This window comes from Marinobacter flavimaris, from assembly GCF_045057155.1.
Classification (GTDB): domain Bacteria; phylum Pseudomonadota; class Gammaproteobacteria; order Pseudomonadales; family Oleiphilaceae; genus Marinobacter; species Marinobacter manganoxydans.
The window spans coordinates 2,723,976-2,741,226 of sequence record NZ_CP171359.1; the positions used below are offsets into that span (position 1 = coordinate 2,723,976).

11 protein-coding genes and 1 pseudogene are annotated in these 17,251 nt (G+C 56.4%); 6 read left to right on the forward strand and 6 right to left on the reverse strand.

Translation table 11 applies throughout. The annotated features are described in order from the left end of the window. Nucleotides 1–542: 542 nt before the first annotated feature. Nucleotides 543–869, forward strand: a complete 327-nt coding sequence (locus ACGK9W_RS12875) for a carboxymuconolactone decarboxylase family protein (RefSeq protein ID WP_081467548.1) — start codon at nucleotides 543–545, stop codon at nucleotides 867–869. A 77-nt stretch (nucleotides 870–946) separates the two neighbouring features. Here the strand turns inward: ACGK9W_RS12875 and ACGK9W_RS12880 are convergent, their stop codons facing one another. The 3 genes from ACGK9W_RS12880 to ACGK9W_RS12890 form a co-directional block, all read right to left on the reverse strand. Continuing rightward, complete coding sequence (locus tag ACGK9W_RS12880; RefSeq protein WP_008175419.1) at nucleotides 947–1,309, reverse strand: DUF488 domain-containing protein; 363 nt, start codon at nucleotides 1,307–1,309, stop codon at nucleotides 947–949. A gap of 109 nt (nucleotides 1,310–1,418) precedes the next feature. Next, a complete protein-coding gene (locus ACGK9W_RS12885) occupies nucleotides 1,419–2,312 on the reverse strand; it encodes a U32 family peptidase (protein WP_288366616.1) in 894 nt (297 codons plus the stop codon). A gap of 13 nt (nucleotides 2,313–2,325) precedes the next feature. Further along, nucleotides 2,326–3,321, reverse strand: coding sequence for a peptidase U32 family protein (locus tag ACGK9W_RS12890; protein ID WP_405417075.1), 996 nt, complete (start codon nucleotides 3,319–3,321; stop codon nucleotides 2,326–2,328). Nucleotides 3,322–3,679: 358 nt separating this feature from the next. On the opposite strand from ACGK9W_RS12890, the gene ACGK9W_RS12895 reads away from it, so the two are divergent. Continuing rightward, the gene (locus ACGK9W_RS12895) at nucleotides 3,680–5,233 is read left to right on the forward strand and encodes a methyl-accepting chemotaxis protein (RefSeq protein WP_405417077.1); all 1,554 of its coding nucleotides are present in this window, start codon (nucleotides 3,680–3,682) and stop codon (nucleotides 5,231–5,233) included. An 18-nt stretch (nucleotides 5,234–5,251) separates the two neighbouring features. Here the strand turns inward: ACGK9W_RS12895 and ACGK9W_RS12900 are convergent, their stop codons facing one another. Continuing rightward, the gene (locus ACGK9W_RS12900; protein ID WP_405417079.1) at nucleotides 5,252–8,383 is read right to left on the reverse strand and encodes an EAL domain-containing protein; all 3,132 of its coding nucleotides are present in this window, start codon (nucleotides 8,381–8,383) and stop codon (nucleotides 5,252–5,254) included. Nucleotides 8,384–8,709: 326 nt separating this feature from the next. On the opposite strand from ACGK9W_RS12900, the gene ACGK9W_RS12905 reads away from it, so the two are divergent. After that, nucleotides 8,710–10,737: a methyl-accepting chemotaxis protein gene (locus ACGK9W_RS12905; protein WP_405417080.1), complete on the forward strand. Its 2,028-nt coding sequence runs from the start codon at nucleotides 8,710–8,712 to the stop codon at nucleotides 10,735–10,737. Nucleotides 10,738–10,850: 113 nt separating this feature from the next. Here ACGK9W_RS12905 and hemN read toward each other — a convergent pair whose 3' ends face one another. After that, nucleotides 10,851–12,269: an oxygen-independent coproporphyrinogen III oxidase gene (gene hemN / locus ACGK9W_RS12910; RefSeq protein WP_405417082.1), complete on the reverse strand. Its 1,419-nt coding sequence runs from the start codon at nucleotides 12,267–12,269 to the stop codon at nucleotides 10,851–10,853. A gap of 205 nt (nucleotides 12,270–12,474) precedes the next feature. Between hemN and ACGK9W_RS12915 the strand changes: the two genes are divergently transcribed. After that, nucleotides 12,475–14,007 (forward strand): cryptochrome/photolyase family protein, encoded by a 1,533-nt coding sequence (locus ACGK9W_RS12915; RefSeq protein ID WP_273083375.1) that lies wholly within the window; start codon nucleotides 12,475–12,477, stop codon nucleotides 14,005–14,007. Between the two features lie 29 nt (nucleotides 14,008–14,036). Here ACGK9W_RS12915 and ACGK9W_RS12920 read toward each other — a convergent pair whose 3' ends face one another. Beyond that, nucleotides 14,037–15,725, reverse strand: a complete 1,689-nt coding sequence (locus ACGK9W_RS12920) for an HAD family hydrolase (protein ID WP_405417084.1) — start codon at nucleotides 15,723–15,725, stop codon at nucleotides 14,037–14,039. 126 nt (nucleotides 15,726–15,851) lie between these two features. Here ACGK9W_RS12920 and ACGK9W_RS12925 point away from each other — a divergent pair. Further along, a pseudogene (locus tag ACGK9W_RS12925) lies at nucleotides 15,852–16,626 on the forward strand (cytochrome c oxidase assembly protein). Further along, complete coding sequence (locus ACGK9W_RS12930) at nucleotides 16,623–17,219, forward strand: SCO family protein (protein ID WP_008175432.1); 597 nt, start codon at nucleotides 16,623–16,625, stop codon at nucleotides 17,217–17,219. The pseudogene ACGK9W_RS12925 and the gene ACGK9W_RS12930 overlap by 4 nt, the downstream one beginning before the upstream one ends. Nucleotides 17,220–17,251: the final 32 nt, after the last annotated feature.

A 17,251-nucleotide genomic window follows, 5' to 3' on the forward strand; every position in this document is an offset into this window, starting at 1 on the left:
CCACTTTGGTGGCTGACCGATTACAAACCCCACTCTGGGTTTTTGATATACAACATCTCAACATTGTCTGGGCCAATGCTGCTGGCGTGAGCCTCTGGGGCGCTCTGCTTTTGGCAGATGCTTTGCGAAAAAGGATTAAGGAAATGTCGTTTCCCCTGGTCGGCCATCAGACGATTAGTCTGGGGGTTGCTGAAGTTTCCCCCAATGAGCTGCCGTGCCAAGCTTTAATGCGAGCGGATATGGCGTTGTTCAAGGCCAAAGCCAATGGGCGGGACCGAGTAGAAGCCGCAGCCTAATCTCGCTGAACACTGGTAATTTCTCTGAAAAATTGCAAATAAGCCGCCAACACGAATAGTTGGTCGATTAGCATGTGCAAACTGACGCTATTGACGCCTGGATACGGCAGAGGCTGCATTATCTGAATGCATTTACCGATTCTATAATCCTGCAATGTCAGGTAAGGTTTTCGTTTAATATCAGAATCTCTTCACCGGTGAAACCGACCACGGAGGCTTGGCGGAACCCGCAAACGAGGCAATCAAATGAATAAACACGACAGCGAACTCCCCAAAACTTTCGTTGCCTTCAGCGAACGGTTTCCAGAGCTGCAACAAGCGCATAAACAGCTTGGTAAAGCCCTCGCCGATGCTGGCCCTCTGGATGAAAAAATGCGCGCTTTGGTAAAGCTCGGCGTTTGCGTTGGTGCGGGTCGCGAATCCGCGTTGAAGTCCCACATTCGTCGTAGTCTGGAACTGGGCCTCACACGTGAGGAAATCGAGCACGCGCTGGTGCTGGGCATGAATTCGATAGGCTTTCCGGCGACGGTTGCCGCTTGGCAGTGGGCTCAGGAAGCGCTCAGCCAGGAATAAGGTTCGCCGACAGACCAAGAAGGTGCGAGCGTTTTCAGCAATCTGGACGGCCCAACGGGCCGCCATTCTCCAATGATTCAGAGTTGGTCATTCAAAATATAATCCCGGAGCGCCACAGCATTGTTGTGCTCGGTATCCTTCGCAGCAAACACGAGCGTTATGCGGTCATGTTGCTCAAGCAGCTTCTTAAGTGCCTCAAGATCCTCGCTGGCATCACCTGATGTCAGCTCTTCAAGGTACCGCTCCCGAAACTCCGGCCATTTTTCGGGATCGTGACCGAACCACTTGCGCAGTTCAGTTGACGGCGCCAGACCCTTCAGCCAGTGAGCTATATCCGCATCTTCTTTGGCCACTCCCCGAGGCCAGATACGGTCAACAAGCAGCCGTGGGCCATCTGAGGTTGAGGGTTCTGCATAAGCGCGTTTCAGTCGGATATCCATAAGCGCATTCCTCCCGGATTTTCCAGAGAATAAAACTCGGGATATAGAGCAATCTCAGCAAACGACGCTAACAAAAACCAGCAAAAGTCGCAGGGGCGGTTTATCTATATCAAGTCGGGATCAGGTCCATCCCCGGCTTGCCATACCAGTACCCGTTGCACGGCGGTGCCTCCACCAGTTGCAGCGGGTCGGAGGCTGGTACTTCTCCCCGGCGGACCTGATCAAAGCGTCTGACCACCTCCTCCATGCCCTGATGTTCCGGGCTCAGGCGCACGGTGCTTACCCCCATACGCTCCATATCCGGCAACTCCCGCATCAGGTCGTAACGGGAGCCAGACAAGGTGGAAATGCCGTTGATGCGGAACAGCTCCTGGCTTTCCCGGGAGCGCAACTCCATGCCGTCCGGGTGCTGCAGGCAGCGGAACTCGCAGTTGTCTTTGGGCAGGTTGTAATGGCGGGCGGTAAAGCAACGGGAGGACCAGGCCAGGGGCAGGAAGCCCCAGGAAAACACCTCAGCGGGCAAATCCAGTTCCTCGCCTTTCAGCTCCTTGATGAGTTGCTCGAGGGTTTCCTTGCCCAGCTCCACTGGCAGATTCCAGCCCTGCAAGCCCTGCTTTGCCAGGATTTTCAGGGTAGCGGTATTGTAGATGTTCATGGACGGGCCGGTGACAAACGGAATCCTGTTCCGGATGGCCACCTGCAGGGCGCTCTGATCGTTGGCCTCTACCAGGAATTCATTCTGCTCACAGAACCGGCGCAGGCGACGCAAATCGGCCTCCGACTCAATCAGCGTGAGCGTGGAGAGCACCACATTCTTGCCACAGGCTTTCAGATCACGGGCCAGATCCAGCCAGTCATCCGGTTTCAGTTCCCGCCGGCGGGAACACACCACTTCGCCCAGATAGATGGTATCCACCGGCCACTCGGCGGCATTGACATAGAAATCGAAAACGGTCTGCCTGGACCAGAACCACAGGATCGGCCCCAAGGATAACTTCAGCATGGATGGTGAAACCTTATTTCCATTTGCGATGGTAGGCGCCCAGTGTGGTCAGGCCGCCCTCGGAAAGCCCCGCCAGCGTCTGCTGCCACTGAGGCTCAACAGTAAAGCCGTCGGTGCCGGCCTCAAGATTGTCCAGGGCATGGCGCCAGGTTCTGGCTACGTCTGCGATGTAGGCCGGGCTACGCTGACGACCTTCAATCTTCACGGCACTGATACCCAGTGCCTGAAGTTCTGGCAACAGGTCCAGGGTGTTCAGGCTCACCGGCTCCTCAATGGCGTGATAAACATGACCCTCAACCTCAAAGCGGCCTTTGCACAGAGTCGGGTAGCCGGCGGATTCGCCCTGGCCATAACGGTCAATCAGGACATTGTTGAGGCGGGATTCAAGCCCGTTCGGAGTCTCCTGCCAGCGGACCGCCTTGGCGGGAGAGCAGGCGCCACGGGTATTGGGGGACTCATCGGTCAGATAGGAAGACAGGTAGCAGCGGCCCTCGGCCATGATGCACAGACTACCGAAGGCAAACACTTCCAGTTCCACCGGGCTGTGTTTTGCCACACCACGAACCTGGTCCAGCGACAGAACCCGGGGCAGCACGGCCCGGCGGATATCGAAGTTATCCTTGTAGAAGGAGAGCGCTTCGTGGCTGGTGGCAGATCCTTGAACCGATAGATGCCGGGGGATTTGCGGATATCGGTTGGCGGCATAATCCAGCAGGCCCATGTCGGCCAGGATAATGGCGTCCACGCCGAGACTTGCGGCGCGGTCCACCGCCCCCTTCCATTGCTCCCAGCCATCCGGCTGCGGGTAGGTATTGATGGCACAGAAAACTCTCGCGCCCCGGAGATGGGCGTATTCAATGCCTTCGGCAGCACGCTTGTCGTTGAAGTTCAGGCCGGCAAACTGACGAGCGTTGGTACTATCTTTAAAGCCGAAATACACGGCGTTGGCGCCGTTATCAACGGCGGTTTTCAGGGCCGGGAGGCTGCCGGCCGGGCACACGAGTTCCATTGGCTTCTCCGCTTCTTTAGTGCAGACAAAACCCTAATGTCAGAGTCAGTCAATTGCCTTGACTTATGACATCACCAAGATCCATCCAACCATTTTTTTTATTTATTTTGCTGGTTTTCTGCCGTCAAACTATTTTATTACCTAATTTACTGTTATCGATGGCTTTTATATACCAATAAAATTCTTTTAAAACTTATTATTTTTACATCTTTTTAAACTTAGTTACCAATTGCACATAGATTTAGTCCTGATAAAGGTCTATCTATGCGCGGATGCGCGGATGCGCGGATGCGCGGATGCGCGGAAAACAGGCTACTCCCAACCACACCACTCCGCCCATCTCGAGGATTTTCCTTGTATGCGCAAAAATCTCCCAATTACCCAAAACGAAAAACACTTTCCAAAAAACCAAAAGCTTATTTCCTCCACCGATCTAAAAGGGAAGATCAAACACTGCAATAGCGCATTTGTAGAGGTTAGCGGGTTCAGTCGAGAGGAGCTGATTGGTCAGCCACACAATATCGTGCGGCACCCAGATATGCCGCCTGAAGCATACGAAAACATGTGGTCTCACCTCAAAGCCGGGCGCCCCTGGATGGGGCTTGTAAAGAATCGTTGCAAGAACGGGGATTTTTACTGGGTAAGCGCTTACGTAACCCCTATTACAGAGGGTGGCGAGGTGATTGGTTATGAGTCCGTTCGCTCATGTCCCGAGAGAAAAGATGTTGACCGTGCCGCTGAACTGTACGCTCGAATCCGCCGAGGCCAAAAGCTGGTCACGATTGTGGATCGTCTGCCCATCACCTATGTCGCTGCTGCGATTACTGCTGCAATTGCTATTGGTGCAGCTGCAATCGGTTATTCGACCGGCGCCCTGGGATTTTTGATTGTGGCCGTGTTCGGGAGTGCTCTCTGGAAGCAGATGTCAGAGAACCGTTTACAGACAGAGCTTCGGGAACTGCTTGGCGCCAGTTTCACCGATACGTTGGCCGCCAAGAGCTACACGGATGATCGTCCGGATAAGGGCCGGATTAAAGTAGCGGTTCTGGCCCAAAAGGCTCACCTTGATACCGTGCTAACACGAATTGAAGACTCGGCTGCACAGGTCAGTTCACGCTCAATGGCCGGCATGGAGATCGCGCAGGAGACACAGGAATCGCTGAACCGACAACAAGCGGAGACTGAGCAGGTTGCTGCCGCGGTTCATGAAATGTCGACAACCATTGCGGAGGTTTCCTCGAATGTGCAAACGACAGCGAACCGTGCTGAAGAATCCCGCAACCAGGCGGTGAAAGGACGCGCTGTTGTTGAAGCCACACGCACCGCCATTGAGCAACTCAAGGAGACGGTTGATGGCATACGAATGTCGGTATCCGAGCTGGCTGACCAGAGTCATAAGATTGCTTCTGCAGCCGGCCTCATTGAACAGATTGCCGATCAAACCAACTTGCTTGCTCTGAACGCGGCTATTGAAGCGGCCCGTGCCGGCGAACATGGCCGTGGCTTCGCCGTAGTGGCCGACGAGGTCAGAAACCTTGCCCGAAGGACGCAGGAGTCGACTCAGGAAATCCACAGCATCGTCGACAGCCTTCTCACTCGTTCGGAAAGGTCTGTATCCGTTGCAACTGCAGGCGCAGAGGCTGCCGACGTTGGCCTTAAAAAGATGCTCGATACAGAAAAGACTCTTGCCAATATTGGCGACGCGGTCAGCGAAATTGCTGACATGGCATTGCAGATGGCTGCTGCAGTGGAGGAACAAGCGCAGGTATCAGACCAGATCAACGCCCAGGTAGAGAACATCTCCGGCCTCGCCCAGCAAAACCTTTTGAAAGGTCAGGAATCAACCGATAGCGTCAAGGCGCTTGGGCAGATCGCAGCAGATCTGCACGAACTTGTTGTGCGCTTCAAGTGAGCACGCAGACGGGCTGGATCACTTCGTTCGACCTTTCAAGAACTCGCCACACTCCTCTGCGCTGAGCGGTTTGGCGAACAAATAGCCCTGACCGGAGTCGCAGGAAAGGGCTTTCAGAAATTGCTCTTGCTTAAATGTTTCTATTCCTTCAGCGATCACCTCGAGACCAAGCGTATGGCCCATCTGGATGATAGCTTTCGCAATGGCTCCACCTTGCCGGTCCTCTGGTAATACCCGCGTGAAAGATTGATCTATTTTTAAACGGAACAAGGGAAACTGTTTGAGATAACTCAGGCTGGAATAGCCCGTGCCAAAATCATCAATGGCCAACTTGATGCCGATCTGATCCAGCTCTTCCAGCTTCCTAAGAGCATCCTCGATACCGTGCATTACCACACTCTCGGTTAACTCGAGTTCCAGATATTCGGGAGGCAGCCCACAACGGGTGAGCGTTTCTTCAATCGTATCTATGAAATCAGGCTGACGGAACTGGTGAGCCGACACGTTCACCGCAATCGTGCCGGATATCAGCCCAGCATCTACCCAGCTCACATGCTGTCGACAGGCAGCCTGAAGAACCCAGGCGCCGATATCGACGATTAGTCCGCTCTCCTCTGCAATGGGAATAAACTGGGCCGGCGAGATGAGCCCTCGGGCTGGATGGCGCCAGCGAACAAGTGCTTCGAGGCCTACTATCTTGCCACTTTCCAGACTGATCTGAGGTTGGTACACGAGAAAAAGCTCGTCTTTCTCCAGAGCGAACCGAAGGTCTCCCTCCAGCCCGATCAATTCCAGAGCACGCTCATTCATTGCGGGTGAATAAAACTGATACCGATTCCGCCCCAATCCCTGAGCCACATGCATTGCAGCATCCGCATTCCTGAGCAGAGTCTCGGAGTCCTCACCATTGTCCGGAAAACAGACAACCCCGACACTGACGCCCAGAATAATCTCCTGACCATCAATGGTAAAAGGGCGTGAAACAGCCCGAATGATTTTCTCAGCAATACGTGCCGCGTCCTGCTCTTCCTCTATTTCAGGAAGAACAACAATAAACTCATCCCCACTTTGCCTGCTCACGGTGTCATCAGCTCGTACGCAATGAGAGAGCCTCTGCCCGACTTCGTGCAGCAAGCGGTCACCGAGAGTATGGCCGAAAACATCATTCACGTTCTTGAAGCGGTCGAGATCGACAAGAAGCAGCGCCACCTTCAAGCTCGAGCGCTCTGCATGATGGAGGGCGACATCAAGGCGATCCGTCATTAACAACCGATTCGGAAGATCCGTAACGGCATCATGAACGGCCATGTAGTTGAGCTGCTCATGAGACTGATGACGTTCGATAACCGCAGCAAGTGTATTGGCGATACCCTGCAGAAACCTGACATCCTGCTCCGAAAAACTCCTCGGCGAGTCGCTGTATGCGCCCAGAACCCCCAACGGCTTATCTGTTTGACCAATCAGAATGTCCACGCCACTGGCAATGTGGTGGCTTTTTATCAGGTCCGACTCAGCGAAACGGACGTCGTTCATTACATCGTCAGCTGTCAGAGGTTCAGAAGTTCGAACCACAGCCAGCGCACGGGCAACCTCAGCCTGGTCGACCAGTTCTCGGCCTACCCACCCGGCGCCCCAACCCAGGCCGGCGGTCATGACAAAGGCAGACCTTTGAGGATCAAACAACGCAATCCTGCTGAACGTAGTACCCAAACCTTCGGCAGTAGCTTCGGACGCGCTTTCGATAACCTTATCGACACCGTCAACGGATAGCGCCAGCTGACCGAGCCTGGCAACCAGCAACTGCTGCCTGGCATTGTCCTTGAGTAATCGTTTCGCGCGCTTCTGCTCCGTTACGTCATGAGCCAACACCAACTCGGCCCGACGGCCCTGGAAGAGCAGAAAGTGGGACATAATCTCAACATCCAGCAACCTCCCTCCCTTGGTCCTGTGGCGCCAGACACTACCGGTATCATTAAGGCCCTCTGTTACTTTTGTCACGTTATCGAGAAGCCTAACAACGTCTTCGGACGGACGAATATCCTTGATAGTCATCCCCATAAATTCTTCACGGCTGTACCCATACTGGTAAATCGCCGCTTCATTAACCTCCAGAAAGTTCAAGGTTTCGAGATCATAAACCCACATGGGATGAGGATTGGCCTCGAATAACTCCCGATGTCGCTGTTCACTGTCCCGGATTTGCCGGAAGTCCTGCTTCAGTCGCTCCTGGACCTGTGAAATTTCCTGGATGGGGGATAGAACGCTGTCTGGATTGGAAATGGCGAGCGACTGCAATTGACGAATGATCGGCCTTCCCGCAGCCGAGCCCAGCACAGCTCCCAGCACAATCGCTAACCCGATGATCAACAGCAGAGCCAGGACCTCTCTCCAAAACAGTGCGCTGTATGCAGACTCCGGGATATCAATCCTGATCGTCCAGGGAGCAAGCCCGATCGGCTCACTGGTGCTCACCCATGCACCATCCTCCGACCCGGACTGAACACTGTTTGGTGAGTTTTTCGCAATAACTTCGCCTGTGCCATCAATCAGGCTTAAAGACCAACCGCCGGGTAATTCCAATTCTGCGATGCGAATCTGGAACTCGGAGACATCCATCGGGCTTATCAGAAGATGCTGAACCGCATCGTTCCTTAGAACGGGAACCGCAATAGCAACCAATCTGGTTCCAGTGATGGGACCGGTAAAGGTATCGCCGACTGCCGGCGCCCGAGTTTCCAGCGCTCTGGGGGCTGCCGCATGACCAGCCGGTTTTGGCACCGGAGGCAATGACGTTCCAAAGGGGGATCGGGTGTTAAACAGCATCTTCATTGGTTCACCCACATCCGCAAACAGAACCGGGCTTCCAAAATTATTGTGAAAATCTCGGGCAAGCCTGTAAAGCTGATTCCACTGAGAGGGGGTATCGACAAATTCAGAGTCTGCCAGTATTCCCAAAGCCCTTATCCTGGCATCCAGATAGTTGTCGACATCTGCGACGGCATCATTTACCAGGAAAACTGCCCGCTCTCTCATGTCCTCTTGGTGCCCCATTACCGTATGCGCAGCTATCCCGGCGGCAACCAGAATCAGGGGGGTGACGCCCAGCCAGATGAGACGTGAAAGGTATCTGGCCAATGGCCGCTGTTTCATAGCAAAGAGCTTCCCGAATTGAATCAATTGAATAAAAGACTAGCACCTGCCCGCATACTTGTAGCAGCCTCGAAAATAACGGACGAAAAAAAGAGAGGTTTTGACTCAAATCACTGTGCGGCGGGTAACAGGCTGAATACCCAAGAGGTGATACTCCATGTTCCCTCAAGACTCCGCAGAAAACCAACGCAAAAACAGCTGACTAACAAGTTCTTACAGGATCTTACACACGAACATCTACCTCCTCGTTACCCCTTATCGTGAATAGAGACCGCTCTGTCGTTCGCTGATAATACGTGCAGTTTCTACTCAACAGAGGCAAGACAATGCACATCATCAACAACCTCTCCATGCGGGGCAAGCTGACTACTCTGGTAGTGCCGGCCCTGTTGGTGATCGTCTTTTTCGCCGTCGACAGCATTACATCGAACTACGGCAAGCTCAGCGATATGCAAAAACTCGGTGCCATGGTTGACCTGGCAAAGACAGGTGACCCGCTGACAGAGTCACTCCAGAAGGAGCGGGGCCGATCAGCCGTGCTGCTTGCCAGCGACACCAACCAAGAGGCGGGCAAGCGCGTCGAAAATGCACTGGCCGAACAACGGCGGGAAACGGATGCGAGGATTGCAACCTATCGTCGAGAGATCCAGGCGCTCACCGCTGAAACCGTTTTTGACAATACCGTCGAGGCAAACATTGCGAACGTTGAACGCAGCCTCGCCAACCTCGCATCCATCCGTCGCTCGGTAGACAGTCGCTCGATTGCGCCGGTGGAATCCGCCCGGTATTACACCGATACCATCGTCGCGCTGATCGACCGGATTGGCATGATCGTGCGTCGCTCAACCGACCCGCAACTGACTCGGGACGTAAAAGCCTACCATGCCCTGGCCGAACTCGCGGAGAGAGCCGGACGGGAACGTGCGATAGGCGCATCACTCATTCGTAGTGGCGAGTTTGATCTGCCGACACTCCGTCAGGTTGCCAGCCTGGCCGGACAACAGGATGCACATCTGGATAGCGCGATCACTCTATTGACGAGTGATGACCCAAGGCGCGCCTTACTGGAATCACAGTCAGTTTCTGGCGAGCGTCAGGCACTGGAGGCGCAACGCGCCACCCTTTTCAGCAGCCCTTCCGGCATGTATGCCCTGGATGCCGCCGAATGGTTTGCCACAACCACCAAACGGATTGGCTCTCTGAATGCCATGCGCACCGATCTATTGACTGGCGTCATGGCACTGGCTGATCGCGAAGTGTCAGCGGCCCGTGGTGACCTGATCTTAGCGTCAGCGCTGTCAGCGGGCGCCGTCCTGGCCGTGCTGCTGCTGGTGTTCATCATTATCCGTGCCATCAACCTGCAAGTCGGCCGACTGCTTGAGGGCGTTCGCTTTGCTATGGACAACAAAGATCTGACTCGAAGCATCGACATTTCCAGTCATGATGAGGTGGGCACCATTGGCAAGGCCATTAACGAGCTGTTCGGACGCTTTGGCAATGCCCTGCTGCACATCGACAAATCCAGCGTCCAGCTGGCCACTGCCACGGAAGAGACCAGTTCTACGGCCGGCCAGAACGCCAGCCAGGTGAAAAACCAGCAGCAACAGATCGAGCAGGTGGCTGCGGCGACCGAAGAAATGTCGGCCACCTCCGAGGAAATCTCCCGGAACACCCAGCAGGTGGCCGATGCTGCCCGCAGTGCCATGGAGAAAAGCCGCAGTGGCGAGCAGGTGCTGCACGGTAGCGTGAAGAGTATTCGTTCCCTGGCGAAGTCGGTTCAGAAGGTGAATGAGGTAATCGAAGAACTGGAGAACCGCAGCTCAACTATCGCCGACGTGGTGGACGTAATCCGGAAGGTTGCCGATCAAACCAACCTGCTGGCGTTGAACGCAGCGATTGAAGCCGCCCGCGCAGGCGAGCACGGCCGAGGGTTTGCCGTGGTTGCCGACGAAGTCCGGACCCTGGCACGACAGACCCATGAGTCTACGACCCAAATTGAGGAGATTATCAACGGTTTCCAGAGCATTACCGACAGTGCCAGCCGTTCGATTGTGGAAAGCCACAAACTGGCGAATGCCACCAGCGAGCAGGCGTCAGAACTGGAACAGACCTTCGCCGATATCCTGACCGATGTGAACAGCATCTCCGATATGGCCAGCCAGATTGCCACCGCCTCCGAAGAGCAGGTCGCGGTTACCCGGGAACTGGCGGGCAATATGGAATCGGTCAGTGAAGCGGCGATCCTGACCCTCACCGGCTCCCAGGAAATCACCCAGGTGACCGGCGAGCAGGCACGGCTGGCCAGGGTCCTGCAGGACCTGGCCAACGAGTTCAAGGTGCCGGCCTACAGCTAATGCCAGCAACCGTGAAAGGGGCTGTCCGGTAACGGGCAGCCCCTTTTTTGGCTCTGCAAATGAACATGGGGTCAGAAGAAAGCACTCTTCTGACCCCGACCCTGCCGCTACTATCAGATAATCCGTGAGAACCGCTGGCTGGCGCCCTCTTTGCGGTACAAATCAAAAATCTGGCAGATGGCCCGGATTAGCAGCCGGCCGGCGGGCTGAACCTGAAGGGCATTGCCATCATCAGCAATCAACTCATCCTGAATCATCGGCTTCAAACGGCTGAGCTCATCGGCAAAATAACGGTTCAGATCTTCCTGCCAGACATCTGCAAACAGCTGACGGTCCAGCCGGAACTGGCAAATCAGCTGGCCGATCACCCAGCGGCGGATTCGGTCGTCCCGAGTGAGGTTGACGCCTTTGGTGATGGCCAGCTGGCCCGCATCAATGGCCGCCTCCCAGGAAGGCAGGTCGTGATTGTTCTGGAAATAGGCATCATCTGTCTGACCGATCGCGGAAACGCCAAGGGAGACCAGATCGCATTCGGAGTGGGTGGTGTAGCCCTGGAAATTCCGGTGCAGGCGCCCCTCCCGTTGCGCAACGGCCAGGCTGTCATCCGGCTTGGCGAAGTGGTCCATACCGATGTATTCGTAGCCGGCCTCCAGAAGGCGGTTGATGGTGTTGTGCAGGATGGCCAGCTTCTGCTGGGGGCTGGGCAGGGTGTCGCCCTGAATCCGGGTCTGCGGATAGAAACGCTCCGGCAGGTGGGCATAGCTGAACACTGACAGCCGGTCCGGCGACATCTCGATCACCGCCTCCAGCGTCTCCGCAAAGCTCTCCGGCGTCTGGTACGGCAGGCCGTAGATCAGGTCCAGGTTAATAGAACGGAAGCCGATGCGCCGCGCCTCATTGAGCACGGCTTCGGTCATGGCCCGGGGCTGGATGCGGTTGACCGCTTTCTGAACCTCCGGGTTTACATCCTGTACCCCCAGACTGATCCGGTTAAAGCCGAGGTTCCAAAGGGTTGGCAGGGTATCCTGATCCACTTCCCGCGGGTCAATCTCCACACTGTAATCCCGCTCTTCACCGGTTTGCAGGTTGAACAGCTCCCCGTAACCCGCCATCAGGTGTTCCATCACATCTTTTGGCAGGAACGTGGGAGTACCGCCGCCCCAGTGCAGCTGGGTCACTGGCCGGTCGGCCCCGAACAGTTTTGACTGAATGGCCGCCTCTTTCAGCACCCGCTCTACGTAAGGCATGGCCTTGTCACGCTTTTTGGTGATGACCTTGTTGCAGGCGCAGTAGTAGCAGAGGTGCGCGCAGAACGGCAGGTGGGTATACAGCGACAGCGGCCGGCCACTGGCCTTGCTGCGAGCCGCAGCTTTGACCATGTCTTCAATGGGGTAGTTCTGGTTGAACTCCACGGCCGTGGGGTAGGAGGTGTACCTCGGGCCGCTGAGGTCGTAGCGGCGAATCAGGGCGTCATCCCAGATGAATTCTGGCAGTGTTGAGTCTTGGGCTTTGAGTGCGGGTGTGGAGGTCATAATAGGCGCTCTGGGGTAAAACGGGGGCATCCAGGATTTGCCGGCATTTTAGGGCAATCCTTTGACTGGTTTTTTGATTCGGGTCAGGTGACTGATGGTTTCAGTTTACCAGTCCGGTTACTGAACCACCCTTGGGCTCTTGGCGTACTTGGTTTACCCCTTTGTGGGCATAGCCCGCAGCATACTGACTGGAGAATTCCTCACCATGGCCAACCTGATTCTGATCCTCGGCGACCAATTAACGAGAGACATCAACGCACTCGAAAACGCCGACCGGGACCGGGATCTGGTGGTAATGGCGGAGGTACACGACGAGGCCAGCTACACCAACCACCACAAGAAGAAAATCGTGCTGCTGTTCAGTGCCATGCGTCACTTTGCCCGGCAACTGGAGAGCGATGGCTGGCAGGTTCATTACCAGGCCTATCATCCGGACAACCAACACCAGAGCCTTGAGGCCGTGGTTGGCGAACAGGTGAAGCGGCTCAATGCGGAAAAAGTAATCACCACCGAGTGTGGCGAATGGCGACTGCATGAGCAGATCAGTGGCTGGCACGAACGCCTCGGGGTGCCGGTGGAGATCCGGCCGGATACACGGTTTATTGCATCCAAACAGGAGTTTGCCGACTGGGCAGAGGGCCGCAAGCAGCTGCGGATGGAATTCTTCTACCGGGAGATGCGGCGCAAGACCGGGTTGTTGATGACATCTGAGGGTGAGCCCGAGGGCGGGCAGTGGAACTTCGATGCGGACAACCGGAAGAAATGGACCGGCAAACCGCCGGCGCCGGCGCCATTCCGGATAGAGCCGGATGCCATTACCCGGGATGTGATCGGTCTGGTGGACGAGCATTTCGGCGATCATTTCGGCACCACCGGCGATTTCCATTTTGCTGTAACGGCCGAGGACGCAGAAGCTGCGCTTGAGCACTTCATCGATTTCGCTCTGCCCTGTTTCGGGGATTATCAGGACGCGATTTCCGATACCGAGGACTGGCTGTTTCACTCCATCCTGTCGCCCTATATCAATTCCGGGCTTCTGGACCCTTTGGCCATTTGCGAAGCGGCAGCTCAGGCGTGGTATTCGGGGCGGGCGCCGATCAACGCGGTGGAGGGCTTTATACGGCAGATCCTTGGATGGCGCGAATTCGTGCGGGGCATTTACTGGATGAACATGCCGGGATATGCCAAAGAAAACCGCCTGGGCAACACCCGCGCCCTGCCCTGGTTCTATTGGACCGGGGACACCAGGATGCGGTGCATGCACAAGGCCATTGATGCCACCCGTCGTAACGCCTACGCCCACCACATTCAGCGCCTGATGGTTACCGGCAACTTCGCGCTGCTGGCCGGCATCAAGCCGGAGGAGATCTGCGACTGGTACCTTGCGGTATACGCCGATGCCTACGACTGGGTGGAACTGCCCAACGTGCTTGGCATGGTGATGCACGCCGATGGCGGCTACCTGGGCTCAAAGCCCTATGCCGCCAGCGGCAAGTACATCCAGCGCATGTCGGACCACTGCGCCAACTGTCATTATAAGGTGAACAAGGCCACCGAAGATGACGCCTGCCCGTTCAACGCCCTGTACTGGCATTTCATCGATCGCCATCGGGACGACTTTGCCAAAAACCCGCGTATGGGCATGATGTACCGGAACTGGGACAAGCAGAAGCCCGAGAAACGGGAAGCGCTGCTCAAGCGCGCGGAGAATCTGATCGCCAATATTGAAAAGCTCTAGGTCAGAACTTTGGCGTCCTGATCTTTTGCTCAGGGCGGTCCGACTTCACAGGCCAACACCAGAGCCCAGAACTCCGAGAAGTCGTTGACCACCACATCCGGCTTATCCGGGTGTTTGTGGGTACCCGGAAAAATCTTGTTCAGCCAGGGCAGATCCCACTGGGCCCCGTTGAAGAATGCCGAGGTCAGGCCCGCGCGCTTGGCGGCAATAACGTCAGTCGTGCTATCGCCCACGTACCACACACTCGGGTCGGGCGGGTAATCCAGTTTCTGGACCGCCAGCAGCAGTTGATCCGGGTGGGGCTTGCGCAGGGGTGTATCGTCGCCGCAGACGTCGACATCAAACAGATGCGTCCAGCCGGTATCCTCCACCGCCGCCAGTTCGTGCTCGAAAAACTCGCGGTCCCGGTTGGTAATGACACCCACCTGGATGCCCAGCCGCCGTAACCCTTCCAGAACTTCGCGCACCTTCGGCTCAAACGCCTTCACGGTACCGTAGTGTTTCCGGTAGTGGTGGTTGAACGCCTGGTGGGCAATCTGCTTGGCTTCCTGGTCATCCCCGAACAACACCTCAAAGATATCGGTTCGGGAAATCTTGCGGTCTGCCTTCACCTTCGGATGCAGCTTCGCAAACTCCCGCACGTAGGCCACCAGCTTCACATCTTCCGGGGTTTTGCTGTCTTCCGGCGCCACCATACGGTCCATAAGCTGCAGCTTGTGGAAATCCGGCAGCATGTCGTCCACCGCGTGGTACATGGCGTCGAGGGTATCTACCAGGGTGGCGTGCCAGTCGAACAGGATGACTGCCGGACGGATGAGCTTGACCACCGCCGGGTGCCAGTCCGGCTCAATTCTTGGCTCGGGTCGCTGTGGCGGCGGAAACGGCCGGGGGCGAACCTCGGCAGGCGTTTGTTCGAAGGCCTCCGGCTGGCTCCGCTCAAGCAGGGCTAAAAGGTCCATGAGGTCCTCAAAGCTGTCCAGAATGGCCGCGGGCGCGTCCCGGTGCGAAAACCAGCTGTCGATCCGGCCGGATTCCCAGCAGGCGCCGTTGTAGAACACGCCCGAGACGCCGGCCTTGTTGGCGGTGAGCATGTCGACGTAGCTGTCGCCGACATACCAGGCCGTTTCATCCGCTGGCAGACCGAGCTTTTCAAGCGCTTTGAGAATCACCTCCGGATCGGGTTTATACTCGGTTACGTCGTCGGCACACACCGTGGCATCAAACAGGTTCCGCCATCGGCCTTCGTCCACCGTCTGTAATTCCCGATCCAGAAACTCCCGGTTCCGGTTGGTGGATACCGCCAGCCGGATACCCATGGCTTTCAGGGCGGAGAGATACTCATAGGCGCCGGGCTGGAACGGTTTTACCTGCCCGAAATAGCGGCGATAGGCCTCGTTGTAGGCCTTGTGAGCGATCAGCTTGGCTTCTTTGTCATCCCCGAAGATGGCGTTGAAAATATCGGTCCTCGACACCCGGCGCTCCGCCAGAATGCGCGGATGCAGGCGCCGGAAGATACGGATGTAACGCACCAGGCGGGCATCATCCGATGTTCGGCATTTATCCTCCGGCAGCAGCCGCTCCACCAGCCCCAGATCCTCCAACTGCGGCAACATGTCTTCCATAGCACTGAACATGGCATCGTGGGTGTCTACCAGGGTGCCATGCCAGTCGAAAATCAGCACTGACGGCGCTGAAATGGAATCACAGAATCGGGCCATGCTCCGCCTCCATCAGAAGTTTCCTGAAGCCGGCCTTGAAATCCGCCGCCGGGCCGGCAAAACTCGGCGGTACTGACAAGAAAGATAAACCCGGTTTCCAATGCGTGCACGCATCGAGTCTGATCCATGCCAGTATCGAGCTACCTGCTGCCCTATGATTTTTCACCGCTGACCCTGCTCAGTTATATGCTGGTGCTCGGGTTTTATGGTGTCGGGCTACTGAGGATGCCGGAGCAGGACCGGCCGGGATCGGGCCGCATCATCACTTTCACGCTCGGGGTCATGCTCTGTTACGCGGTGATGCAGACCCGATTTGATTACTACTCCCAGTACATGTTTTTCGTCCATCGGGGCCAGCACCTGATTCTTCACCACTAGGGGCCGAGCCTGATTGCGCTGTCCAATCCACTGCCCGTGATGCGATTCTGGTACCAGAAGATCTCACTTTCTGTTCGCTACTGGCTGCAGCCGCTGGGCTGGATTTAGGCCGTCCATCCATTTTGACGCCATGCTCAGCCGGCAGCTGTACTGGATCATGAACTGGAGCATGCTGCTGGACGGCCTGCTGTTCTGGTGGCTGATCTTCGATCCCCGCTCCCCGGCCATCACCAGTGCCCTGGGCTACGGCAAACGTATACTCCTGCTGGCGCTGGTGGCGATCCCCCAGATGATTCTCGGGGCCTGGATCGTGTTTTCCCGCGGCATGGTTTATGACGTCTACGAAGTCTGCGGCCGGGCCTGGCCCATGCCCCCGGAAACCGACCAGTTACTGGGCGGTCTGCTGACCTGGATTCCCCCGGCCATGATGAGCATCATTGGCATCCTGATTGTGCTCCGCCGGGCCATGCATGAAGATGGCAAATTCCCCAAAAGCCGCTCGATGGCAGGAGGAAACGCATGAACAGAACGCTGCCACTATGGCCTGTTTTCGTTGCCCTGATGCTCGCCGGCTGTGCCGGGAATGAGGAAAGCTGGCATGGCAAGGACATCTCGGGCCTGATGCCCAGGCTCCAGTTCCAGCTCCAGGGCACCGACGGAAACACTGTCACTCCCGCAGACTCGCAGGGCAACATCCGCCTGGTGTATTTCGGCTTCACCTCCTGCCCGGATGTCTGCCCGACCACGCTGACTGATCTGCGCCGCTCGGTTCAGCAACTTCCCGAAAAGTATCGGGACGACGTCACCACCCTGTTCGTAAGCGTTGACCCGCGCAGGGATACCCCGGAACGCCTGGCCAGTTACGTGAATTTCTTCGGCGATCGGGTCGTTGGCCTGACTGCAGAAGAACCCGCGCTTCGAAAACTCGCCAAACGCTACCGGACCACCTTCGGTTACGACGAACCCGACGCCAGCGGCAACTACAACGTTTCACACAGCAGCGCCGTTTACGTTTTCGATCGCGACGGCAACGCCCGGCTGCTCCTGCGACCCGGACTGTCGCCAGAGCAGATCAGTGAAGATCTGGCCCAGCTGGCACAGGGATCACGCTCCTGATACCCATACCTGTCGCCGCCTCGGGCGCTGAT

Bases quoted from the DNA above. Each gene is read 5' to 3' on its own strand.
- ACGK9W_RS12885 (WP_288366616.1), bottom strand. From the start codon at position 2,312: ATGCTGAAGTTATCCTTGGGGCCGATCCTGTGGTTCTGGTCCAGGCAG.
- ACGK9W_RS12905 (WP_405417080.1), top strand. From the start codon at position 8,710: ATGCACATCATCAACAACCTCTCCATGCGGGGCAAGCTGACTACTCTG.
- ACGK9W_RS12890 (WP_405417075.1), bottom strand. From the start codon at position 3,321: ATGGAACTCGTGTGCCCGGCCGGCAGCCTCCCGGCCCTGAAAACCGCC.
- ACGK9W_RS12930 (WP_008175432.1), top strand. From the start codon at position 16,623: ATGAACAGAACGCTGCCACTATGGCCTGTTTTCGTTGCCCTGATGCTC.
- ACGK9W_RS12920 (WP_405417084.1), bottom strand. From the start codon at position 15,725: ATGGCCCGATTCTGTGATTCCATTTCAGCGCCGTCAGTGCTGATTTTC.
- ACGK9W_RS12875 (WP_081467548.1), top strand. From the start codon at position 543: ATGAATAAACACGACAGCGAACTCCCCAAAACTTTCGTTGCCTTCAGC.
- ACGK9W_RS12880 (WP_008175419.1), bottom strand. From the start codon at position 1,309: ATGGATATCCGACTGAAACGCGCTTATGCAGAACCCTCAACCTCAGAT.
- hemN (WP_405417082.1), bottom strand. From the start codon at position 12,269: ATGACCTCCACACCCGCACTCAAAGCCCAAGACTCAACACTGCCAGAA.
- ACGK9W_RS12900 (WP_405417079.1), bottom strand. From the start codon at position 8,383: ATGAAACAGCGGCCATTGGCCAGATACCTTTCACGTCTCATCTGGCTG.
- ACGK9W_RS12895 (WP_405417077.1), top strand. From the start codon at position 3,680: ATGCGCAAAAATCTCCCAATTACCCAAAACGAAAAACACTTTCCAAAA.
- ACGK9W_RS12915 (WP_273083375.1), top strand. From the start codon at position 12,475: ATGGCCAACCTGATTCTGATCCTCGGCGACCAATTAACGAGAGACATC.